General features: G+C 52.1%; 19 protein-coding genes. 8 read left to right on the top strand and 11 right to left on the bottom strand.

Annotated elements, in window-relative coordinates:
• Positions 1-36: 36 nt before the first annotated feature.
• Both lplT and aas read right to left on the bottom strand, forming a co-directional pair.
• Positions 37-1,230 (bottom strand): lysophospholipid transporter LplT, encoded by a 1,194-nt coding sequence (gene lplT, locus P2W74_RS04350; protein WP_276294046.1) that lies wholly within the window; start codon positions 1,228-1,230, stop codon positions 37-39.
• Positions 1,223-3,382 (bottom strand): bifunctional acyl-ACP--phospholipid O-acyltransferase/long-chain-fatty-acid--ACP ligase, encoded by a 2,160-nt coding sequence (aas, locus tag P2W74_RS04345; RefSeq protein ID WP_276294045.1) that lies wholly within the window; start codon positions 3,380-3,382, stop codon positions 1,223-1,225. Before aas ends, lplT begins: the two co-directional genes overlap by 8 nt.
• 601 nt (positions 3,383-3,983) lie before the next feature.
• Between aas and galR the strand changes: the two genes are divergently transcribed.
• Entirely contained in the window at positions 3,984-5,021 is a 1,038-nt protein-coding gene (gene galR / locus P2W74_RS04340; protein WP_276294044.1) for an HTH-type transcriptional regulator GalR, read from the top strand.
• Between the two features lie 4 nt (positions 5,022-5,025).
• Positions 5,026-6,042, top strand: a complete 1,017-nt coding sequence (locus tag P2W74_RS04335; RefSeq protein WP_276294043.1) for a LacI family DNA-binding transcriptional regulator — start codon at positions 5,026-5,028, stop codon at positions 6,040-6,042.
• Here the strand turns inward: P2W74_RS04335 and lysA are convergent.
• On the bottom strand, positions 6,034-7,296 hold the full coding sequence (gene lysA / locus P2W74_RS04330) for a diaminopimelate decarboxylase (RefSeq protein ID WP_276294042.1): 1,263 nt from the start codon (positions 7,294-7,296) through the stop codon (positions 6,034-6,036). The genes P2W74_RS04335 and lysA overlap by 9 nt on opposite strands.
• Before the next feature lie 119 nt (positions 7,297-7,415).
• Here lysA and P2W74_RS04325 point away from each other — a divergent pair, with 119 nt between their 5' ends.
• Positions 7,416-8,351 (top strand): LysR family transcriptional regulator, encoded by a 936-nt coding sequence (locus P2W74_RS04325; protein WP_276294040.1) that lies wholly within the window; start codon positions 7,416-7,418, stop codon positions 8,349-8,351.
• On the opposite strand, the gene P2W74_RS04320 is transcribed toward P2W74_RS04325, so the two are convergent.
• The 5 genes from P2W74_RS04320 to P2W74_RS04300 form a co-directional block, all read right to left on the bottom strand.
• On the bottom strand, positions 8,323-9,030 hold the full coding sequence (locus P2W74_RS04320; RefSeq protein WP_276294039.1) for an aspartate/glutamate racemase: 708 nt from the start codon (positions 9,028-9,030) through the stop codon (positions 8,323-8,325). The genes P2W74_RS04325 and P2W74_RS04320 overlap by 29 nt on opposite strands.
• Before the next feature lie 205 nt (positions 9,031-9,235).
• Entirely contained in the window at positions 9,236-9,997 is a 762-nt protein-coding gene (gene kduD / locus P2W74_RS04315) for a 2-dehydro-3-deoxy-D-gluconate 5-dehydrogenase KduD (protein WP_192613342.1), read from the bottom strand.
• Positions 9,998-10,053: 56 nt separating this feature from the next.
• Positions 10,054-10,890, bottom strand: coding sequence for a 5-dehydro-4-deoxy-D-glucuronate isomerase (gene kduI, locus P2W74_RS04310; protein ID WP_276294038.1), 837 nt, complete (start codon positions 10,888-10,890; stop codon positions 10,054-10,056).
• Between the two features lie 440 nt (positions 10,891-11,330).
• On the bottom strand, positions 11,331-12,509 hold the full coding sequence (locus tag P2W74_RS04305) for an acetyl-CoA C-acetyltransferase (protein ID WP_276294037.1): 1,179 nt from the start codon (positions 12,507-12,509) through the stop codon (positions 11,331-11,333).
• A 111-nt stretch (positions 12,510-12,620) separates the two neighbouring features.
• On the bottom strand, positions 12,621-13,496 hold the full coding sequence (locus P2W74_RS04300) for a LysR family transcriptional regulator (RefSeq protein ID WP_276294036.1): 876 nt from the start codon (positions 13,494-13,496) through the stop codon (positions 12,621-12,623).
• Between the two features lie 104 nt (positions 13,497-13,600).
• On the opposite strand from P2W74_RS04300, the gene P2W74_RS04295 reads away from it, so the two are divergent.
• Both P2W74_RS04295 and P2W74_RS04290 read left to right on the top strand, forming a co-directional pair.
• Positions 13,601-14,056, top strand: coding sequence for a multidrug/biocide efflux PACE transporter (locus P2W74_RS04295; protein WP_192613346.1), 456 nt, complete (start codon positions 13,601-13,603; stop codon positions 14,054-14,056).
• Between the two features lie 142 nt (positions 14,057-14,198).
• Positions 14,199-15,428 carry an amino acid permease gene (locus P2W74_RS04290; protein WP_276294035.1) on the top strand — a complete coding sequence of 410 codons (1,230 nt, stop codon included), beginning with the start codon at positions 14,199-14,201 and terminating at the stop codon, positions 15,426-15,428.
• Positions 15,429-15,493: 65 nt separating this feature from the next.
• Here P2W74_RS04290 and P2W74_RS04285 read toward each other — a convergent pair whose 3' ends face one another.
• Positions 15,494-15,961, bottom strand: a complete 468-nt coding sequence (locus P2W74_RS04285; RefSeq protein ID WP_276294034.1) for a hypothetical protein — start codon at positions 15,959-15,961, stop codon at positions 15,494-15,496.
• On the bottom strand, positions 15,951-16,796 hold the full coding sequence (locus P2W74_RS04280; protein ID WP_276294033.1) for a winged helix-turn-helix domain-containing protein: 846 nt from the start codon (positions 16,794-16,796) through the stop codon (positions 15,951-15,953). Before P2W74_RS04280 ends, P2W74_RS04285 begins: the two co-directional genes overlap by 11 nt.
• Positions 16,797-17,392: 596 nt before the next feature.
• Here P2W74_RS04280 and P2W74_RS04275 point away from each other — a divergent pair.
• Together P2W74_RS04275 and P2W74_RS04270 are read left to right on the top strand one after the other, a co-directional pair.
• Positions 17,393-18,094: a helix-turn-helix transcriptional regulator gene (locus tag P2W74_RS04275; RefSeq protein WP_276294031.1), complete on the top strand. Its 702-nt coding sequence runs from the start codon at positions 17,393-17,395 to the stop codon at positions 18,092-18,094.
• A 71-nt stretch (positions 18,095-18,165) separates the two neighbouring features.
• Positions 18,166-18,480, top strand: a complete 315-nt coding sequence (locus P2W74_RS04270; protein WP_276294030.1) for a hypothetical protein — start codon at positions 18,166-18,168, stop codon at positions 18,478-18,480.
• Positions 18,481-18,511: 31 nt separating this feature from the next.
• Here P2W74_RS04270 and rcnR read toward each other — a convergent pair whose 3' ends face one another.
• Positions 18,512-18,784, bottom strand: a complete 273-nt coding sequence (gene rcnR / locus P2W74_RS04265) for a Ni(II)/Co(II)-binding transcriptional repressor RcnR (RefSeq protein ID WP_192613352.1) — start codon at positions 18,782-18,784, stop codon at positions 18,512-18,514.
• 120 nt (positions 18,785-18,904) lie between these two features.
• Between rcnR and P2W74_RS04260 the strand changes: the two genes are divergently transcribed.
• On the top strand, positions 18,905-19,810 hold the full coding sequence (locus P2W74_RS04260; protein ID WP_276294029.1) for a nickel/cobalt efflux protein RcnA: 906 nt from the start codon (positions 18,905-18,907) through the stop codon (positions 19,808-19,810).
• Positions 19,811-19,873: the final 63 nt, after the last annotated feature.

Below are 19,873 nucleotides of genomic sequence, written 5' to 3'. Positions count from 1 at the left end.
GGCCGGGTGAGGCAAAGCCGCCACCCGGCACACCAATTACTGGCGGCGCTGCCAGATCCACAGCGCCGTTATCGCCAACGCAAATAGCGCCCCAAACCCGATACCAATCGCGACCGCCGGAATACCCACCAGAACCGCTAACGAGTAGATGCCCAACATCAGCAACATCGCGCTGTTTTCGCCCAGATTCTGCACGGCGATAGCATTCCCTGCGCCAACGCTTTTTTTACCGCGCTCCTGTAATAACGCATTGAGCGGAACCACAAAAAAACCGCCCAGTACGCCAATCAGCATCAGTAAGGCATAGGCCGGGAGCAGCGCGTGCTGCAGGGAGAATAAAAGCACCACCACGCCAATCAGGATCCCCGCAGGCATACAGCGTGCCACGGTTTCCAGCGTGACCAGTTTTGCCGCCGCGCCCGCGCCGACCACAATCCCGATCGCCACCATCGCATTAAGATAGGTCGGGGTGGCGTTATCGGTGATCCCCAGGGCCACAGGCACCCACAGCACCAACAGGAAACGTAGCGTAACGCCAGCCCCCCAAAAGAGGCTGGTGCCTACCAGAGAGAATCGCGTTTCGCCATTGCGCCACAGCGAGCTACAGGCGTGGAAAAAGCTACGCGCCATCTTGCCCAGGTGCCAGGATTGCCCCGGGCGCGCGGCAGCCAGTTTAGGAATAAAGACGTTCGCCGCCACCGCGCCGCCATACGCCAGAACACAGGCAGCCAGCGCGGCAATCACGTGCCAGTCAGCCAGCACGCCGCCCGCAACAGAACCCAATAAGATAGCGGCAATGGTCGACGCTTCCATCAGGCCGTTAGCTTTCACTAACTTATCGCCCGTGGTCAGCTCGCCGAGGATGCCGTATTTCGCCGGAGAATAAGCGGCGGCACCAATCCCGACTAGCGTATAGCCGACAAATGGGTTAATCCCGAAGCAGATACTGGCGGCTCCCAGCAGTTTGAGACCATTGGCGAACATCATGACCCGGCCTTTGGCAAAACTGTCCGCGACCTGCCCGACAAAAGGAGCAAACAGAATGTAAGCGCCCACAAACACCATTTGCAGGATCGGCTGACTCCAGTCCGGATAAAACTGCGCTTTCAACAGCGCCAGCGTGGCAAAGAGCAGTGCGTTATCGCCAAACGCAGAGAGAAACTGCGCGACAATAACGGACATCATCCCCTTCGACCAAATTGAAGTGTTAGTGTGCACTGACTCACTCATTATGTTTTTCCGGTTCATCCACCCGGCTTTTCAGCGTCACAAAATCGGGCTTGCCGCTGCCAAGAAGCGGAAGTTGTTTCAGGTAACGAATATCCCGTGGGACAGCCAGTTCAGGGATGCCGTGAGCGCGGGCATATTGCAGCAGTTTTTCACGCGTGAGCTCGCCATCGGTCGTGAAAAGAACCAGTGCTTCCCCTTTGCTGGCGTCGCTCTTGATGGCCGTGGCGTGCATTTTTTCAGCCGACACGCCCTGCGCCAGCTGTTCCACCATTTCGAGTGAGACCATCTCGCCTGCAATTTTAGCAAAGCGTTTGGCGCGCCCCTGAATTTGCACAAAACCATTTTCGTCAATGCGCACAATATCTCCGGTGTCATACCAGCCGCGTTCCGTCTCACCCTGCGCATTTTCGGCGGTTGGGACTTCCAGCACGCCCGGTTTCTCGACCCGCAAATATCCGCTCATGATATTGGGACCTTTAAGCTGCAGACGACCGCCCTCTTCAATACCGGGAACCGCAAGCAAACGCGCATCCATTCCTGGCAGGATCCGGCCAACCGTGCCCGGTTTTGCCGCCATCGGAACGTTAATCGAGACCACTGGCGCACATTCGGTGACGCCGTACCCTTCCAGGATACGCAGGCCGAATTTGTCCTGCCAAAGTTGTTTGGTGCTGTCCTGCAGTTTTTCCGCGCCCGCTACCACGTAGCGCAGACGGTAGAAGTCATACGGATTGGCAAAACGCGCGTAGTTGCCCAGGAACGTTGATGTGCCAAACAGGACGGTGCAGTTACGGTCATAGACCAGCTCCGGCACGATGCGATAGTGCAGCGGGCTGGGATAGAGGAAGACTTCTGCGCCAGTCAGTAACGGTGTGAACAACCCGACCGTCAGTCCAAATGAGTGGAACAGCGGCAATGCGGACATAAAACGGTCATTGGCGGTGAAGTCCGCGATGGTTTTGATCTGCTCCACGTTTGCCAGCAGACTCTTATGGCTGTGTACCACTCCTTTCGGGTGCCCCTCAGAACCGGAGGTAAAGAGGATCATCGCGGCATCTTCAGGCTGCTGTTTCACCTGCGCGAGACGTGGCATCAGCAAATGGGCAAAAATCCACACTTTATCGGCAGTGGTGACATCCGCTTTGAGATCTTCCAGATACACCCAGCGAACCTGCGTCAGTTGCTCGGGAAGATGCCAGAGTTTGCCTTTATCAAGAAACTGGCGAGAGGTAAAAATGGTTTTGATTTCGGCGGCGGTAATCGCACTGGTCAGCCCTTTGACGCCTGCCGTGTAGTTCATCATGGCTGGAATACGGCGACGCGCAGCCGCGCCGAAAATCACCGCCGCGCTGATGCCCGCGTTTGGCAGCATCAGGCCAATCTTCTCACCTTCGACGCTGTATTTTTCCAGAATACGGCCAACAAACAGCGTCTTAGTGAGCAGTTTACGATACGTATCCGGCGTGAAGTTGATATCTTCAATGCAGTTTTTGCCTGCGCCGTAGCGATACTGAGCCGTCAGGAGCGACTCATACAGCGTTTCACGCGGCCGCACGGCCATGCGCGCTTCCATCATGATTTGATGCAGCATCTCCCCTGCCAGTTTTCGGCGATCGCGCGCACGCGGCGCTTCTGGCATCGGTAAGTGCGTCGGCGGCAGGATGTGCAGGCGAATTTGCGGGAAAAAGCGCTGCTTCACCAGACCTTTCAGGCGGCTAAAACGCGTTAACTCGGCACCTTCGATCCGGACCGGCACCACTGTCGCCCCCGATTTCGCCGCCACAAATCCGGCGCCATCGTAGATTTTCATCAACGAACCGCTCGTCGAAATACGCCCTTCCGGGAAGATAACGACCGGGCGTCCCTGCTCAACCAGACGCACCAGATGTTTAATGGCCATCGGTTTGGTGGGATCGAGCGGAACAAAATCAATCAGCGGCGTGAGCCAACGCATGTACCACTGCTGGCTGATAGAGGAGTAGACCGCAAAGACAGGGCGAACCGGTAAAAATAGCGCCAGCAATATGCCATCAATAAAAGAAACGTGGTTTGGGGTGATTAAAACACGCTGTCCCTGCAACGCTCCGGTATCCCCCGTGACACGTACGCGGTACAGCACGCGGAACAGGTTACGAAAAAATCCAAATAGCATTACCACTCCCTTTGTCCATCAATTCGGTAAAAATGAGTGGAGGCAGATTACACGAGATGGGCAATGGGGGCGACAGTGGCAGCAAAACAGAGACGAAAAAAAACCTGCGCATCCGCGCAGGTTGGTGCAAGAGACAGGGTACGAAGTGCGTACCGAATAATCTCACCAATCAATACCTCTGGGATCTTGATTGTGGTCTCCACGCTGAATGTGCGCCAGTGCGAAAACGCAAAGGAATGAACGCAAATGCAACGAGTTGTGTAAATTATGTGTTACTGTTTACAGATTGTCGTAGGTGCAAAAAAAACCTGCGCATCTGCGCAGGTTGGTGTAATTCGTGTGATCAACCCGAAAGCTGATTTCACCTATCAATACCTCTGGGATCTCGACTCTATCAATTCGCGCTAATTCCCCACCAGCGAACAATCGAAACAGCCTTTAGCAAAGTGTAACCAAAGGTTTGTATTCTCTATTTTCTGTCTTACTTCATTGGTGTGCGCTCACATTTGCGAGGTCAGGATGGGCAATCTGCTTGAATAGCCCCTCTTTTTCCGTAACACTGACAGGATGTAAGCGTTTACCCTCAATAGGTACTAGTGTCATGGCGACCATAAAGGATGTGGCCCGACTGGCTGGTGTTTCAGTCGCCACCGTTTCTCGCGTGATCAATGATTCCCCCAAAGCCAGTGAAGCCTCTCGTCTTGCGGTGACCAGCGCGATGGAATCTCTCAGTTATCACCCCAATGCCAATGCCCGCGCCCTTGCCCAACAATCGACGGAGACCGTCGGTCTGGTGGTGGGCGATGTGTCCGATCCTTTTTTTGGCGCGATGGTGAAAGCGGTTGAGCAAGTGGCCTATCACACCGGTAATTTTTTACTGATTGGCAACGGCTACCACAACGAACACAAAGAGCGTCAGGCGATTGAACAGCTGATCCGTCACCGCTGCGCAGCACTGGTTGTTCACGCAAAAATGCTCCCGGATGCCGAGCTGGCCTCGCTCATGAAGCAAATTCCCGGCATGGTATTGATCAACCGGATCCTGCCAGGATTTGAGAAACGCTGTGTTGCTCTGGACGATCGCTACGGCGCCTGGCTTGCCACCCGTCACCTTATTCAGCAAGGACACACCCGGATCGGCTATCTGTGTTCAAACCACACCATTTCGGACGCGGAAGACCGTCTGCAAGGTTATTACGACGCGCTGGCAGAGAGTCACCTGCCGAGTAACGATCGGCTGGTGACCTTTGGCGAACCCGACGAAAGCGGGGGCGAACAGGCCATGACGGAGCTGTTAGGCCGTGGGCGAAACTTCACCGCTGTCGCCTGTTATAACGACTCCATGGCGGCTGGTGCCATGGGGGTATTAAATGATAACGGCATCGACGTCCCGTCGAAGATTTCCCTGATTGGTTTCGATGACGTTCTGGTTTCCCGCTATGTACGCCCACGGCTAACCACCGTGCGTTATCCTATTGTGACGATGGCGACGCAGGCCGCGGAGCTGGCGCTCGCGTTGGCGGAAAAGCGTCCTGTGCCGGACATCACTCATGTGTTTAGCCCCACTCTGGTCCGTCGACACTCTGTTTCGACGCCGACGGAGTCAGGGAATTCTTCGTCAAACGAATCACCGGAATAGCGTCATGACAACAATGCTGGATGTTTCACGTCGTGCGGGCGTATCAAAGGCGACTGTTTCTCGCGTGCTTAACGGGACAGGACAGGTAAAAGAGAGCACGCGGCAAAAAGTCTTTAACGCGATGGAAGCCCTGGATTATCGCCCCAACTTTTTGGCGCGATCGCTGGCGAACCGTACCAGTAACAGCATTGGTCTGGTGGTGTCGACGTTTGACGGATTCTACTTCGGTCGACTACTGCAACAGGCCTCGCGCCAGACGGAATCTCACGGTAAGCAGTTGATTGTCACCGACGGTCACGATACGCCGGAGCGCGAGCAGGAAGCGGTACAGATGCTTGCCGACAGGCAATGTGACGCCATCATTCTCTATACCCGCTATATGAGCGAAAAGGCGATCATGGCGCTTATCAATACGATCGCCATGCCGCTGGTGGTGATCAATCGCGACGTCAGCCTGGCCCGGGATCGCGCCGTCTTTTTCGAACAGGAAGACGCCGCCTTTCAGGTCGTGGATTATCTGATCACGCAGGGCCATCGTGATATCGCCTGTATTACCGTTCCCATCCACACCCCAACCGGAAAATCCCGCTTAATGGGGTATCGTAAAGCGCTGGAGAAAAACGGCATTGCCTGGGATCCAGCAAAGGTAAAATACGGGGACTCCAGCATGATGCGTGGCTACGATGCGTGCCGTGAATTGCTCGATGAAGGTGTGACGTTTAGCGCCCTTTTCGCCTGTAACGACGATATGGCGTTGGGCGCCTCGAAAGCGCTACATCAGGCTGGGCTTCGGATCCCACAGGATATTTCACTGTTCGGTTTTGACGATGCCCCCAGCGCAAAATGGCTTGAGCCGGGGCTTTCTACGGTTTATCTGCCCATTGATAATATGATAACCACGGCTATCGATCAGGCCATACGGCTGGTCAGCGGCAAGGCGCTGGAGCCCATCCCTCCCTTTACGGGAACCCTGGTACTCCGCGATTCCGTCACCACCGGGCCGTATTACCAATCAGAATAACTCCAGCGCCAGCAGCTCTTCGATAGTCTGACGACGGCGAATCAGTTTTGCTTCGCCGTTATCAAACAACACTTCCGGTAACAGTGGACGGCTGTTGTAGTTTGAGGACATGGATGCGCCATACGCCCCCGTATCGTGCAGCACCAGATAATCACCGGGAGCAACCGCCGGTAACGCGCGGGTTTCCACTTTTCCGCCTTCCTGTTGGGTAAACACATCGCCTGATTCGCACAGCGGGCCCGCAACGACGGTATCCACCTGCGGTGCCGTTTCCAGCGAGCGTCCATCTGCCGCCAGGGCGCTGATACGATGATAACTGCCGTACATGGCCGGGCGCATAAGATCGTTAAAACCGGCATCTACTAACACAAAGTGTCGGCTCCCCATCTGTTTTACGCTGCGCACCTGCGTCACCAGGACACCGGATTGCGCGACCAGAAAGCGCCCCGGTTCAATTTCCAGCGCCACATGATGCCCAAGGTGACGTGCAATTTGCTCACGCGCGGCATTCCACAAACCGTAATAGTGTTGCGTATCAACGGATTCTTCGTCGTCGCGGTAGGGAATCGACAATCCACCGCCTGCGGAAATCGCCTCCAGATCCTGACCACATTCGATAACCTGACGCACCATCGCGCCGCACACCTGCTCCAGATGACCGTAGTCAACGCCAGAACCGATATGCATATGAATGCCCACGAGCTTAAGCTGGTGGCGTTGTATCACCGCCAGCGCCGCCGGAAGATCGGTATGCCAGATACCGTGCTTGCTGTTTTCACCGCCGGTATTGGTTTTTTGGCTATGACCATGACCAAATCCAGGATTCACACGCAGCCAGACCCGATGCCCGGGAGAAACCTGGCCGAGCTGATCCAGCATGTCCACGGACCCGGCATTGACCGGAATACGCAACTCGCTAACGCGGGCGATGGTGGCGGCGTCAATCACATCGGCGGTGAATACAATGTCATCCGGATGCGTTTGCGGATTGTACCCCGCCGCCAGCGCGCGCTCGATCTCGCCCAACGACACGGAGTCGACCTTTACCCCTTGCTCACGCATCAAGCGCAAAATATGGATGTTCGAGCAGGCTTTCTGGGCGAAACGCACCACATCAAACTGTTGCAGGGCCGCTATCTGGCGGCGAATAACCTGCGCGTCATACACCCAGACCGGGCAACCAAACTCAGCCGGTAAGTGAAGCAAATTCTCAGCGTTAAGCGAGGTCTCTGTGCAGGTCAGTGAATGTGGCATAGCGGGCTCCGGGCAAGATATTTTTTATGATTACGCCACAACCTGAAGAGAATAAAAAATATCGTTTTATCCTGACTCTATGCAAAAATGATATGGATTATCCCCACTAAGGAAAACCGATGGCCGCCGTGAATCTTCGTCATATTGAAATCTTCCATGCGGTGATGACCGCCGGGAATCTGACCGAGGCGGCGAACCTGCTGCATACCTCGCAGCCGACCGTCAGCCGGGAACTTGCGCGGTTCGAAAAAGTGCTGGGATTAAAACTCTTTGAACGGACTCGCGGGCGACTACATCCAACGGTACAAGGGCTGCGGCTGTTCGAGGAAGTCCAGCGTTCCTGGTATGGGCTGGATCGCATTGTGAGCGCGGCGGAAAGTTTACGTGAATTCCGCCAGGGGGAGTTGTCTATCGTCTGTCTGCCGGTGTTCTCGCAATCCTTTTTACCGGCGCTGCTGCAGCCTTTTCTTGCCCGTTACCCGGATGTCAGCCTGAACATTGTGCCGCAGGAATCGCCGTTGCTGGAAGAGTGGCTTTCCGCGCAGCGCCACGATCTTGGTCTGACCGAAACCCTGCATGCACCTGCGGGGACTGAACGCACCGCGTTGCTCACGCGAAATGAAGTGTGCGTCCTGCCATCAGGTCATCCGCTTGCGGCAAAGTCCGTGCTGACGCCTGACGATTTTCAGGGGGAAAATTACATTAGCCTGTCGCGCACTGATAGTTACCGTCAGTTGCTGGATACGCTGTTCAATGAGCATCAGGTTAAGCGCCGTATGGTTATCGAAACCCACAGCGCCGCCTCGGTCTGCGCGATGGTGCGCGCGGGAGCCGGGATCTCCGTCGTCAACCCGTTTACCGCCCTGGATTATGCGGCAAGCGGGGTTACCGTGCGGCGTTTCAGTATCGACGTTCCCTTTACCGTCAGCCTGATCCGCCCCTTACACCGCCCATCCTCCGCGCTGGTCGACGCGTTCAGTGAACATCTACAAGCCTCGTTGCCACGCCTTATCGATCCGCTGGACGCTATTCTTTCGCAGACGACGAAAGCATAAACTCCACCGCATCTGCGGCATGAATTGCAGCGGTATCAAACACCGGGAGCGCGCTGTCCGCTTCCGGGACCAGCAAGCCAATCTCGGTGCAGCCAAAAATAACGCCCTGCGCGCCTTGCGCCGCCAGGCTCTCGATCACCTGCAGGTAATAATGACGTGACCGCGCGGAAAACTCGCCAAGGCACAGCTCATCGAAAATAATCTGGTTAATTTTGTCACGCGCATCAACCTCCGGAACCAGGGTTTCAATCGCAAACTGCTGCGCCAGCCGTCCCCGATAGAAATCCTGCTCCATGGTATAGCGCGTTCCCAACAAAGCCACGCGCGTCATGTTTTGGCGGGTAATGGCGCGCCCCGTCGCATCGGCAATGTGCAAAAACGGTAACCGGCAACGAGATTCAATGGCATCCGCCACTTTATGCATCGTGTTGGTACACAGCACGATCCCTTCAGCGCCCGCCTGCTCAAGGCCCAGCGCCGCCTGCGCCAAAATATCGCCCGCTTTGTCCCACTCGCCGCGGCTTTGGCACGCTTCAATTTCATGAAAATCAACGCTATGCAGCAACAGGCTCGCAGAGTGCAAACCGCCCAGACGTTGCTTAATGCCTTCGTTGATTAAACGGTAGTAGGGAATGGTGGATTCCCAGCTCATGCCGCCCAGCAAACCAATCGTTTTCATTGCGCACTCCTTCGTTGAACGCTGATTGCAGTGAAACAAAGTTATTTCAAAGTTTCCAGTTCAATTGTGATGCGGTAAGCGCGGATGGCACGTCAGTCTGAGTAAGTCAGGCCAGCGAAGAGACGAAGAGAAGAAGGGAAGAAGGGAAAAGGAGAGGAAAATGCCCGACCCGCGTTCGCAGTATCGGGCATTTACGGTTGGCGAATTAACGCGCCAGCCAACCGCCGTCAACAGCCACGGTATAGCCGTTGATGTAATCAGACGCGCTGGAAGCCAGGAATACGATCGGACCCATCAGATCGCTCGGCAGACCCCAACGACCCGCCGGGATACGCTCGAGGATTGCCGCACTGCGCTCTTCATCAGCACGCAGCTGCTGCGTGTTGTTGGTGGCCATGTAGCCTGGGGCAATCGCATTCACGTTGATGTTGTGTTTCGCCCATTCGTTCGCCATCAGACGGGTTACGCCCATAACGCCGCTTTTTGATGCGGTGTAAGACGGAACGCGGATACCGCCCTGGAAGGAGAGCATGGAGGCGATGTTGATGATTTTGCCGCCGTTACCCTGAGCAATAAAGTGCTTCGCCGCAGCCTGAGACATAAAGAACACGCTCTTGATGTTCAGGTTCATCACGTCGTCCCAGTCTTTTTCACTGAAATCGATCGCATCTTCACGACGGATCAGACCCGCGTTGTTGACCAGAATATCGATATGACCAAATTCCGCCACCGCACGTTCCAGCAGAGCCGGAATACCGTCGATCTGACGCAAATCAGCGGTCAGACTTAAAAAACGACGACCCAGCGCGGTAACGCGTTCAATCGTTTCTGTTGGTTCAACGATGTTAATCCCGACAATGTCGCAGCCCGCTTCTGCCAGACCCAGCGCCATACCCTGACCAAGACCGGTATCACAACCCGTAACGACCGCTACTTTACCTTCGAGAGAAAATGCATTCAGAATCATTGTAAACCCTTAATTTTTTAGTACCTGTCACGGACAGGCATCATTGCCGTTCGCGACTAGCGCAGATCTTTTACTGCGACGTGGTCCATGTCATCAAAGACCTGGTTTTCGCCCACCATGCCCCAGATGAATGTATACGCTTTGGTGCCCACACCGGAGTGAATAGACCAGCTCGGCGAGATCACCGCCTGCTCGTTGTGCATCACGATATGACGCGTTTCCTGCGGCTGCCCCATCATGTGGAAGACACAGGTGTCTTCGTCCATGTTGAAATAGAAGTACACTTCCATACGGCGTTCATGGGTATGACACGGCATGGTATTCCACAGGTTGCCTGGCGCCAGTTCGGTCAGCCCCATGCTCAACTGGCAGGTTTCCAGAACATCCGGAACAAAATATTTGTTGATGGTGCGACGGTTACTGGTGGTGTTGTCGCCTAAAGTGACCGGAGCCACATCGGCTGGCGTCACTTTTTTGGTTGGATAAGTGGTGTGCGCCGGTGCGCAGTTGTAGTAGAACTTCGCCGGTTTTGCGGTATCTACGCTGGCAAAAACCACTTCTTTCGCGCCTTTACCCACATACAACGCATCGCGATGACCAATTTCATAGCACTGGCCGTCAACGGTAATCGTGCCCGGACCACCAATGTTGATCACGCCTAATTCGCGACGTTCCAGGAAGTAGGTCACGCCCAGTTGCTTACCGACTTCACCGCCTACCGAAACTGATTTCGCCACCGGCATAATACCACCGACGATAATGCGATCGATGTGGCTGTAAACCATGGTGTATTCGTCAGCCACAAACACGCTTTCAACTAAAAACTCATTGCGCAGTTGCTGGGTGTCCAGCGTTTTCGCGTGCGCACTGTGGATACTCTGTCTTACGTCCATATTTACCTCCAATGATAAATCGACCGTGAATTCCTGAACGGAGAGCAAAACGCTGTTCCGTTTTACCTAATGAGGCCATGATATCCCTCCGTGAATCTGTTTTCAATTATAAATAAAACAACGTTTCATTTTTATGATTTTTATTGTCAAAAGTGTAGTCTCGATCACGGTCAGGCGCAGCGCATCAAAAAAATAAAAAATAATTTATTTAAAAACAAAGAGATAATTGAAATATTGCGATTATTGCCCAACAGAGAGGCCAGGTGCAGTAAACAGAGAGGAAATGCGGAGGCGGTTATGACGCGGTTTCTCATCAACTTGCGTCATGAATCACAAATACTGAAACGATGTTTTGATAAATTATTCTTTGTTCGAGTGTTTCTGTAACTGGTCTTGCCCTCCGTGTGGAGGGCTTTTTTATGCCAGCGGCAAGGCGATGATCAGTCTCTCTCGATAGCCAATGCCACGCCCTGCCCGCCGCCGATACATAACGTCGCCAGCCCTTTACGCGCTTTACGTTTGACCATTTCATGCACCAGCGAAACCAAAATTCGACAACCTGAAGCGCCAATAGGATGGCCGAGGGCAATCGCGCCACCGTTAACGTTCACCCGGCGTTCATCCCACTCCAGCATTTTGCCCACTGAAAGCGCCTGCGCTGCAAACGCTTCGTTGGCTTCGATAAGATCCACATCTGCCAGTTGCCAGCCAACCCGTTCCAGGCAGCGGCGAGTGGCATAAACGGGGGCGATCCCCATCAGCGCGGGGTCCACGCCGACACTGGCAAAAGCACGAATACGCGCCAGTATGGGTAAATTCAACGCCTGCGCTTTGGCTTCACTCATCATCATAACGGCGGCGGCGCCATCATTAATTGACGAGGCATTTCCTGCCGTTACCGATCCCAGACGATCGAACGTGGGATCCAGCCTGGCCAGCCCTTCGGCGCTGGCATCGGTTCTCGGCTGTTCGTCCGTATCAATCACCCTTGATTGCCCATTGCGCTGAGTGGTAACAGGCACGATCTCATCTTTAAAGCGGCCCGCATCGATTGCAGCACGCGCTTTTTGCTGAGAGCTGAGCGCATAGGCGTCCTGCAACTCGCGGCTGATCCCGTATTCCCGCGCCAGATTTTCAGCGGTCACGCCCATGTGGTAATCGTTGAACGCATCCCACAAACCGTCGTGAACCAGGCTGTCGACCAGTTGGCTGTTGCCCAGTTGCGCTCCGGTCCGGCTGTCGGTGAGAACATGCGGCGCGCGGCTCATGTTTTCTTGTCCGCCCGCAATCACAATATCCGCCTCACCGCACTGGATAGCCTGGGTCGCCAGATGCAACGCTTTTAGCCCTGAGCCACACACATCGTTGATGGTGATAGCGGAAACCGTATTCGGCAACCCGCCTTTGATGGCGGACTGACGAGCAGGATTCTGCCCTGCTCCTGCTGTCAGAACCTGACCGAGGATAACTTCATCGATGGCATGTACATCAACACCCGTGCGCGCCATTAACGCTTTCACGACCACGCTGCCAAGCTCAACGGCAGAATGTCGAGCCAGCGTTCCCTGGAAGCAGCCAATGGGTGTTCGTAATGCCCCAACTATCACAACCTCTTTCATTACCACCTCTGCGCAAAATAACACCGCAATAGTAGAGGATTGTTAAAAATAGTTATCTCGAATGTTTAAAAAAAGTGAGTTTTATCACAAAGGAAATACGTATCGTTGGGGCTACGTCGCGACACGTCCCTGTTGCAAATGGTATCGGAGCCAGCTTCCCGCAGCTCCTGGGGGAGATTTCTTATTCCAGAGGAGATCGATAGAGATAGCCCTGGGCCAGCCGGGTACATCCAGCTGAACCAACGGTTTCTCCGCGGCAAATTCTTCGACCAACGCACAGGGCAGCGCACACCAGCCGAATCCCTGTACCGCCATACTGAGCAATAATAAATAGTTAGGCGCGGACCACACCGGTCCTCTCGCCACGTTGGCGCCGCTTTCAAAATAGGTGTTCAGTCGCAGTTCACGCCAGGTATGCAGTTGATCCCAGGAGACTTTTTCCTGCGTCGCCAGCGGGTGCGTTGCGGCGGCATACAGTCCCATCCAGGTTTGCATCGGCAACCGCGTGACGCCCATATCCGTAGGGTAGTCGTCGCGGGCCTCTATCAACCCCACCTGCGCGCGCCCTTTTTGCAACAGATCGATAACGTCCTCATCCTCACCGATCAGGCATTCAAACTCCGTGTGGGGAAATTGCCGATCAAACTGCACCATCAGTTCTTCGAGAACATCCGGATGCAGAGTGTCGGAAAGGACAAAGGTCAGGCGCGCTTCCGTTTCTCCGGACAACGACAATGCCACTTCATCCAGCCGGTCGCTCGCCGACAAAATAGCCTGCACATAGCTGAGCACCCGTTTTCCCTCTTCCGTCAGCACCGGTTGCCGCGACGATCGGTCGAATAGCGAGAAACCGAGGTCGGCCTCCAGATGCGCGATCGCCGTACTGATGGTGGACTGGCTTTTACGCAGCCGCCGCGCCGCCGCAGAAAAGGAACCGCAGGAGACGGTTTCTACAAACGCCGTTAATGCTTCAGGAGAGTAGCGCATGAACTATCTACTTTATCGATGGATACTATCTTTTAGATATCACATTAAGCGATAAAATGCCCAGGATTCCACACTATTCCGAACATAAAAGAAGGTTTCACGCTATGCAACACGATGCTGTACAACGCCGCTCCTTACCTGAGCGTATTTTTCATGCCGTCTGCTTTGAGGGTATCGCAACGGCTATTCTCGCCCCAACGACGGCATGGTTAATGCAGCGCTCCGTTCTCGAAATGGGCGGCCTCACCGTGCTGCTGGCAACCACTGCGATGATCTGGAATATCATCTATAACGCGCTGTTTGACCGTTTTTGGCCTGCGCATCTGGTCAAACGTACCGCCAAAGTCCGCGCCTTTCATGCCCTGGGATTTGAAAGCGGCTTTATCGTGATTGGGGTGAGTATTGTGGCGTATGTGCTGAGTGTCAGTCTGCTACAAGCATTCACACTGGAAATAGGTTTCTTCCTGTTCTTCCTGCCCTACACCATGCTCTATAACTGGGCCTACGATACGTTGCGCCATCGTGTGATCAAACATCGCCAGCAGCGCGTTACTGCCTGATAACGCTCTGATTTGCCGGAGTCGCTGTGATTCCGGCATTTTATCTGTTCGCTCCCTCTATGTTTAAGCCTCCCGCAATAACCCCTGTTTATGGTAAATTGTGCTTCTTTTTTGTTTATTTTATAGTTGATACGTTCAGATAATGTCGAAAATTTGGTCAAAAGAAGAGACTCTCTGGAGTTTCGCGTTATATGGAACTGCCGTAGGTGCAGGAACCCTCTTCCTCCCCATACAGCTGGGTTCCGCGGGGGCGATTGTTCTGTTTATCACCGCGCTGGTCGCCTGGCCATTGACTTACTGGCCGCACAAGGCGTTGTGTCAGTTCATCCTCTCGTCGAAAACCTCTGCAGGAGAAGGGATCACCGGCGCGGTAACACACTACTACGGTAAAAAGGTAGGCAGCCTGATCACCGCGTTGTATTTTATTGCCTTCTTTGTGGTCGTGCTGATTTATGCCGTGGCGATCACCAACTCGCTCACCGAACAGGTGGCAAAGCATCTGCAGGTAGACCTCCGCATCCGTATGCTGGTCAGTCTGGGCGTGGTGGTGACGCTGAACCTGATTTTTCTGATGGGGCGCCATGCCACGCTTCGTGTGATGGGATTTTTGGTGTTTCCGCTCATCGCGTACTTTTTATTTCTCTCGTTCTATTTGACCGGAAGCTGGCAACCCTCTTTATTGACCAGCCAGATGTCTTTCGATCAGCACACGCTTCATCAGGTATGGATATCTATTCCCGTGATGGTTTTCGCTTTTAGCCATACGCCGATTATTTCCACGTTTGCCATCGACAGGCGTGAAAAATATGGCGAGCAGGCCATGGGTAAATGCAAAAAAATCATGAAGGTCGCCTACCTGATCATCAGCCTGAGCGTGTTGTTTTTCGTCTTTAGCTGTCTGCTCTCGATTCCGCCCGCTTACATTGAAGCGGCCAAACATGAGGGCGTAACCATTCTGTCCGCGCTGTCGATGATGCAAAATGCCCCCGCCTGGCTGTCGATTTCCGGGATTATTGTCGCCGTTGTCGCCATGTCGAAGTCATTCCTCGGCACCTATTTCGGCGTGATCGAAGGGGCAACTGAGGTGGTGAAAACCGGCTTACAGCAGGTTGGCGTGAAGAAAAGCCGCGCCTTTCATCGCGCGCTTTCCATTATGCTGGTTTCGGTGATCACCTTTATTGTCTGCTGCATTAACCCAAATGCAATCTCAATGATTTACGCGATCAGCGGCCCGCTCATCGCCATGATTTTGTTCATCATGCCGACGCTGTCGACCTATCTGATCCCGACGCTAAAACCCTACCGCTCACTGAGTAATCTGGTAACCCTGATTGTTGGTCTGCTCTGTGTTTCCGTGATGTTTTTTAGCTAACGACAATCTTAACGGCTCACACGCCTGAAGGTGTTTGAGCCGTTAAATTTCCCCCTCACTTCTCGTTAATTCGCATCCATACAGAGCAACGATGGCGAACCCACGGTGGTAAATGCCCAACCTTCCCGATACTTGTTAATCAGAAGCGAAAATGAAGCGCCACGCGCTAAATACAATGCGGGGAGTGCTTTGCGCTCACCGGTGTCTTTTAGGTTATCGGACGGGAACTGAACAATCCTGCTGCTGGTGAGAATATAGTGTTTACGTATTTTCTTATACGTGAAGTAAATGACGCGACTCACTTTGTAAAGTCGGGAGTCAGACGTTTTCAAAATGCCGGTAAGGGTGATGACCCCCTGACTGTTATGCATTTGATAAGAAATATCGCCTGAGAAAACCTCATGGTCGATATCCCAGACGGCATAACCGCTGCAATCTATTCTTGGGTTAGTTTTCTTGGAATACCAGATGCTTCCCCCTGTGACCAGAGAGACCAATACAACAATTACGAACAAGAGTATTTTAGTTTTCATTATTAATCGAATAGTAAGTTGTACATTTGGTGGACGCCTTTTTCCTGACATCCTGTGGGCAAATCACGGCTGCAATATTTTTGGCACTGCTCATTCCAGAGAGAAAGATATAGTTATGCTCGCGACATAATTCATTATGATTTTGCATAAACCGCAGGTAATGATTTTTTAGCACATCATTTCCCTTCTGAAATACAGTGCAGGAGGGAAATTTATCCGTAGCCAAAATATCATACGACGATAACAAAGACTCCTGACGCAGTTGAAAGGTGCCGATGACCCCGCCGATAATGGCAACCAGCAGCGATAAAGAAAGCAACAGGCCAGACCGAGGAGAACGAAACGACAGGTTTTTCGCTCTCTTCTGCGCTTCAACCATCGGCGTAACAATCGCTTCAGTAACCGGTAATTCAATCGGAGCGTCAACCGGTGGCATTAAAATCGTTGCTGCTGGGGGTGTTTGTACGATATCGCGAACCTGAATATCCGCTGCAATCATTAACCCACGGCGAGCAATTGTTTTGATAATGTCACGCGGTAATCCCATGCCTTCTAATGCGTTTCTGAGAATAAGAATGGTTTGATAAAACGTATTTGCGGATGTCACACTGTTCTTCTCCCCCCATCCCGCAGCGATAAGCTCTTTCTGTGAAACGACGCTCCCATTATTCATTATTAGACATAAGAGAATCAGACTCGCGGGCGTTTGCAGGGTAACCACTTCATCTGTAACACTATTTGAAAGTGTACGTTCGCCAGTGTGAAAGTAAACCAGGTGATTAATAGCGTAATATCCAGCATGTTTTAACACGTCAGGCACGGTATTCCTTTTCATATTGATATCATGAATGTAATGCTACAAAATTCTTATATTGAGATCACTATAAATATTAACTAATGGGATTAGCATCAAAAAACACAATCAAAAATAGTTATAAATCAAACACCTTCACTGTTGATAAGATCATTTTTTCTTAGTTAAGACCCTTTTTGATGAATATTCACTCTTCCCTGGATATTATTACGACACGACTAAAAACCGAACAAACAGATAAATTACCATTTATATAACTCAATAGTCGCGTTACAAATCAACGGTTAAAATTAACAAAACCACAACCTTTAACCATTGATGCCATTTAGAGATAAATCTCATACATTTTTTTAATATAACTATTCCTGGTGCCATAGATAAAAATCCTGGTCGACGCGTACATGCGTTATGAGCTTGTGCCTCTCTCTCGACTGGATGTGCAAACGTTAACGAGCATTCAATTATTTTTTGAAAAATCAAAAAATATGACCAGTAAGAAAAGTAGTAATTTTTGATATTTAAACGAATTCACGACAGTAACAAGGTATGACGTGGAGTATTGACAGGTTTAAAAACGGATGAAATTATGAAATTATCTACGGATAGGGAGGTTCTTTATGGGGCTGGATGTTAAATTAAAAAACATTACCTGCAGCAGTTGTTCTTTACGTTGTAATATCATGCCAGAGAAATCACCTCGATTACAGTACTGCACCAATGCGTGTTTTTGCATGTGGCCAGAACAAAGTGTTTATTTTAATCGCGGGGTCATGGATGGCATTTTAAATAATAACCATAATGCCAGATTAAGCGGCTATATTTTCGTGGATTTTTCAATTAGCTACCTGCGGCTGTTTCTGAATACCGAATGGATTGACTATCTCGCCAGTACGGGAATGGGGATAATACTGGTCAGCGATCGGAATATGCAGTCGTTAGCGAACTATTGGCGGAAAAATCATACTGCCGTTTCGGCTGTCATCTACCATGACGACGGACTGGAGATCGCCAACGAAAAAATAAGGCAAGTGTTCATTGGGCGCTACTTGTCTTTTTCGAAAGGGAATACGCTCACGCAGATGGAATTTACCATTATGGGAAATATGGTGTCAGGGCAAAACCCACATCAAATAGCTCAAATACTAAATACGGATATACGCAGCGTGTATGCTTATAAGCAACGAATCGAAAAAAGAATGGGCGGTAAAATAAATACACTATTTATTCATTCGCTGCCTATTGCAAAGGGAAAATCGCCCTTTCCGATGGTAAAGAAAGAGTTTGATAGCTCGCTAATTCATTGGCAAAGGCATCGGTAACATCGACAAGGAGCGGTTTTCAGGACCGAGAGCCCGAAACCACAACGTTTTGGACATGCAGGGACATCCAGATGGGATATTACGAAGAAGAGACGCGAGCATTAAACGCCATATTGTTATTGATTTTTACCATGCAGGCAGACGAGGCGTTTGCCGAACTGGAGCAGTCGCTACGGCAGCTGGCTTTTCCTCCAGCGGTACGGCGTTTATGTGAAAATGCACTGCAAAATCATATCGCCGCTCACAGCGTACCCCTGGCGCATCAATCTGCTCAGCAAGAAGCGCAAGCCGTCTCCTGCCTGTTACTGGCGCTGGAGTCGATCAGCGGTTTTAAACATGTTGAACGCTATATTACGCACCGGAACCAAACATTCGTTTGTTGTTAATGACACAGCAATAGTCGGGTGGCGCCCCCGACTATTTGATATAGGAATCCAGCACTTTCAGGATCACATCCAGATCTTCTTCGCGCTTTACTTCATCGCCCTGATGAACAATATGTTCGGTCAGATGACCCTTGATAACTTCCCGCATCAGTCCGTTCACCGCGCCACGAATCGCGGCGATCTGCTGTAAAACAGCCGCGCATTCATGGGGTTCATCCAGCATTTTTTTTAAGGCAACGACCTGCCCCTGAATTTTGCTGGTACGCGCTTTAAGCTTTTGTTTATCCCTGATTGTATGTGACATAACAATACCTCCTTAACATAAATCATTGTGGATTATAGCATTGCGCTTCTACTGGGGGGTAGTATTCGGTACTGGGGGGGAGTAGAATGAAAACAGGTATAAAAACTAAGAATCATTCTCATGGGCGAATTCTCGACACTTCTTCAGCAAGGTAACGCCTGGTTTTTTATTCCCAGCGCGATTTTGTTAGGCATATTGCACGGGCTTGAACCCGGACACTCCAAGACGATGATGGCGGCATTTATCATCGCGATTAAAGGCACCGTCAGGCAGGCTGTAATGCTGGGGCTTGCCGCCACACTTTCGCATACTGCGGTTGTGTGGCTTATCGCGCTTGGAGGCATGTATATCAGCCGGGCATTTACCGCAGAATCGGTTGAACCCTGGCTACAGTTTATTTCCGCGATCATTATTTTGGGCACTGCGACCTGGATGTTCTGGCGCACCTGGCAAGGTGAGCGGAACTGGCTGACGGAAGCGCATGACCATCATCACCATGAGCACGATCATCACCATCATGAGCATGAGCATGAGCATGAGCATAATCATGAGCACGATCACCACCATAAGCATGAACACCATCACCACGATCATGACCATCACGACCATACGGGACTGGAAGGATTAACCACAGGCTCAAAAGCCTATCAGGACGCCCATGAACTCGCGCATGCCAGTGACATCCAGCGCCGCTTTCACGGCAGAGAAGTGACGAACGGGCAGATTGTATTATTTGGCCTGACCGGCGGGCTTATCCCCTGTCCTGCGGCAATCACCGTGCTGCTGATTTGCATCCAGCTTAAAGCCTTCACCCTGGGAGCAACGATGGTGCTCTGCTTCAGTGTTGGTCTGGCGCTCACGCTGGTGACAGTGGGTGTAGGAGCGGCAATCAGTGTCCAGCAAGCGGCTAAACGCTGGAGCGGATTTAATCGCCTCGCCAGAAAAGCCCCTTACTTTTCCAGCCTGTTAATCGGCCTGGTCGGCGTCTATATGGGCATCCATGGCTATATGGGTATCGTCAGTTAGATAAGGGGCTGTGAGAGGCAGGAGAAGCCCACCGTGGATCCAGGACATGCGGTTCCACGGTGA

Origin of the sequence: Citrobacter enshiensis, assembly GCF_029338175.1 — a bacterium.
GTDB classification, from domain to species: Bacteria; Pseudomonadota; Gammaproteobacteria; order Enterobacterales; family Enterobacteriaceae; genus Citrobacter_D; species Citrobacter_D enshiensis.
The sequence above is the reverse complement of the archived record's forward strand: the minus strand, read 5'-3'. Positions and strand labels throughout refer to the sequence as shown.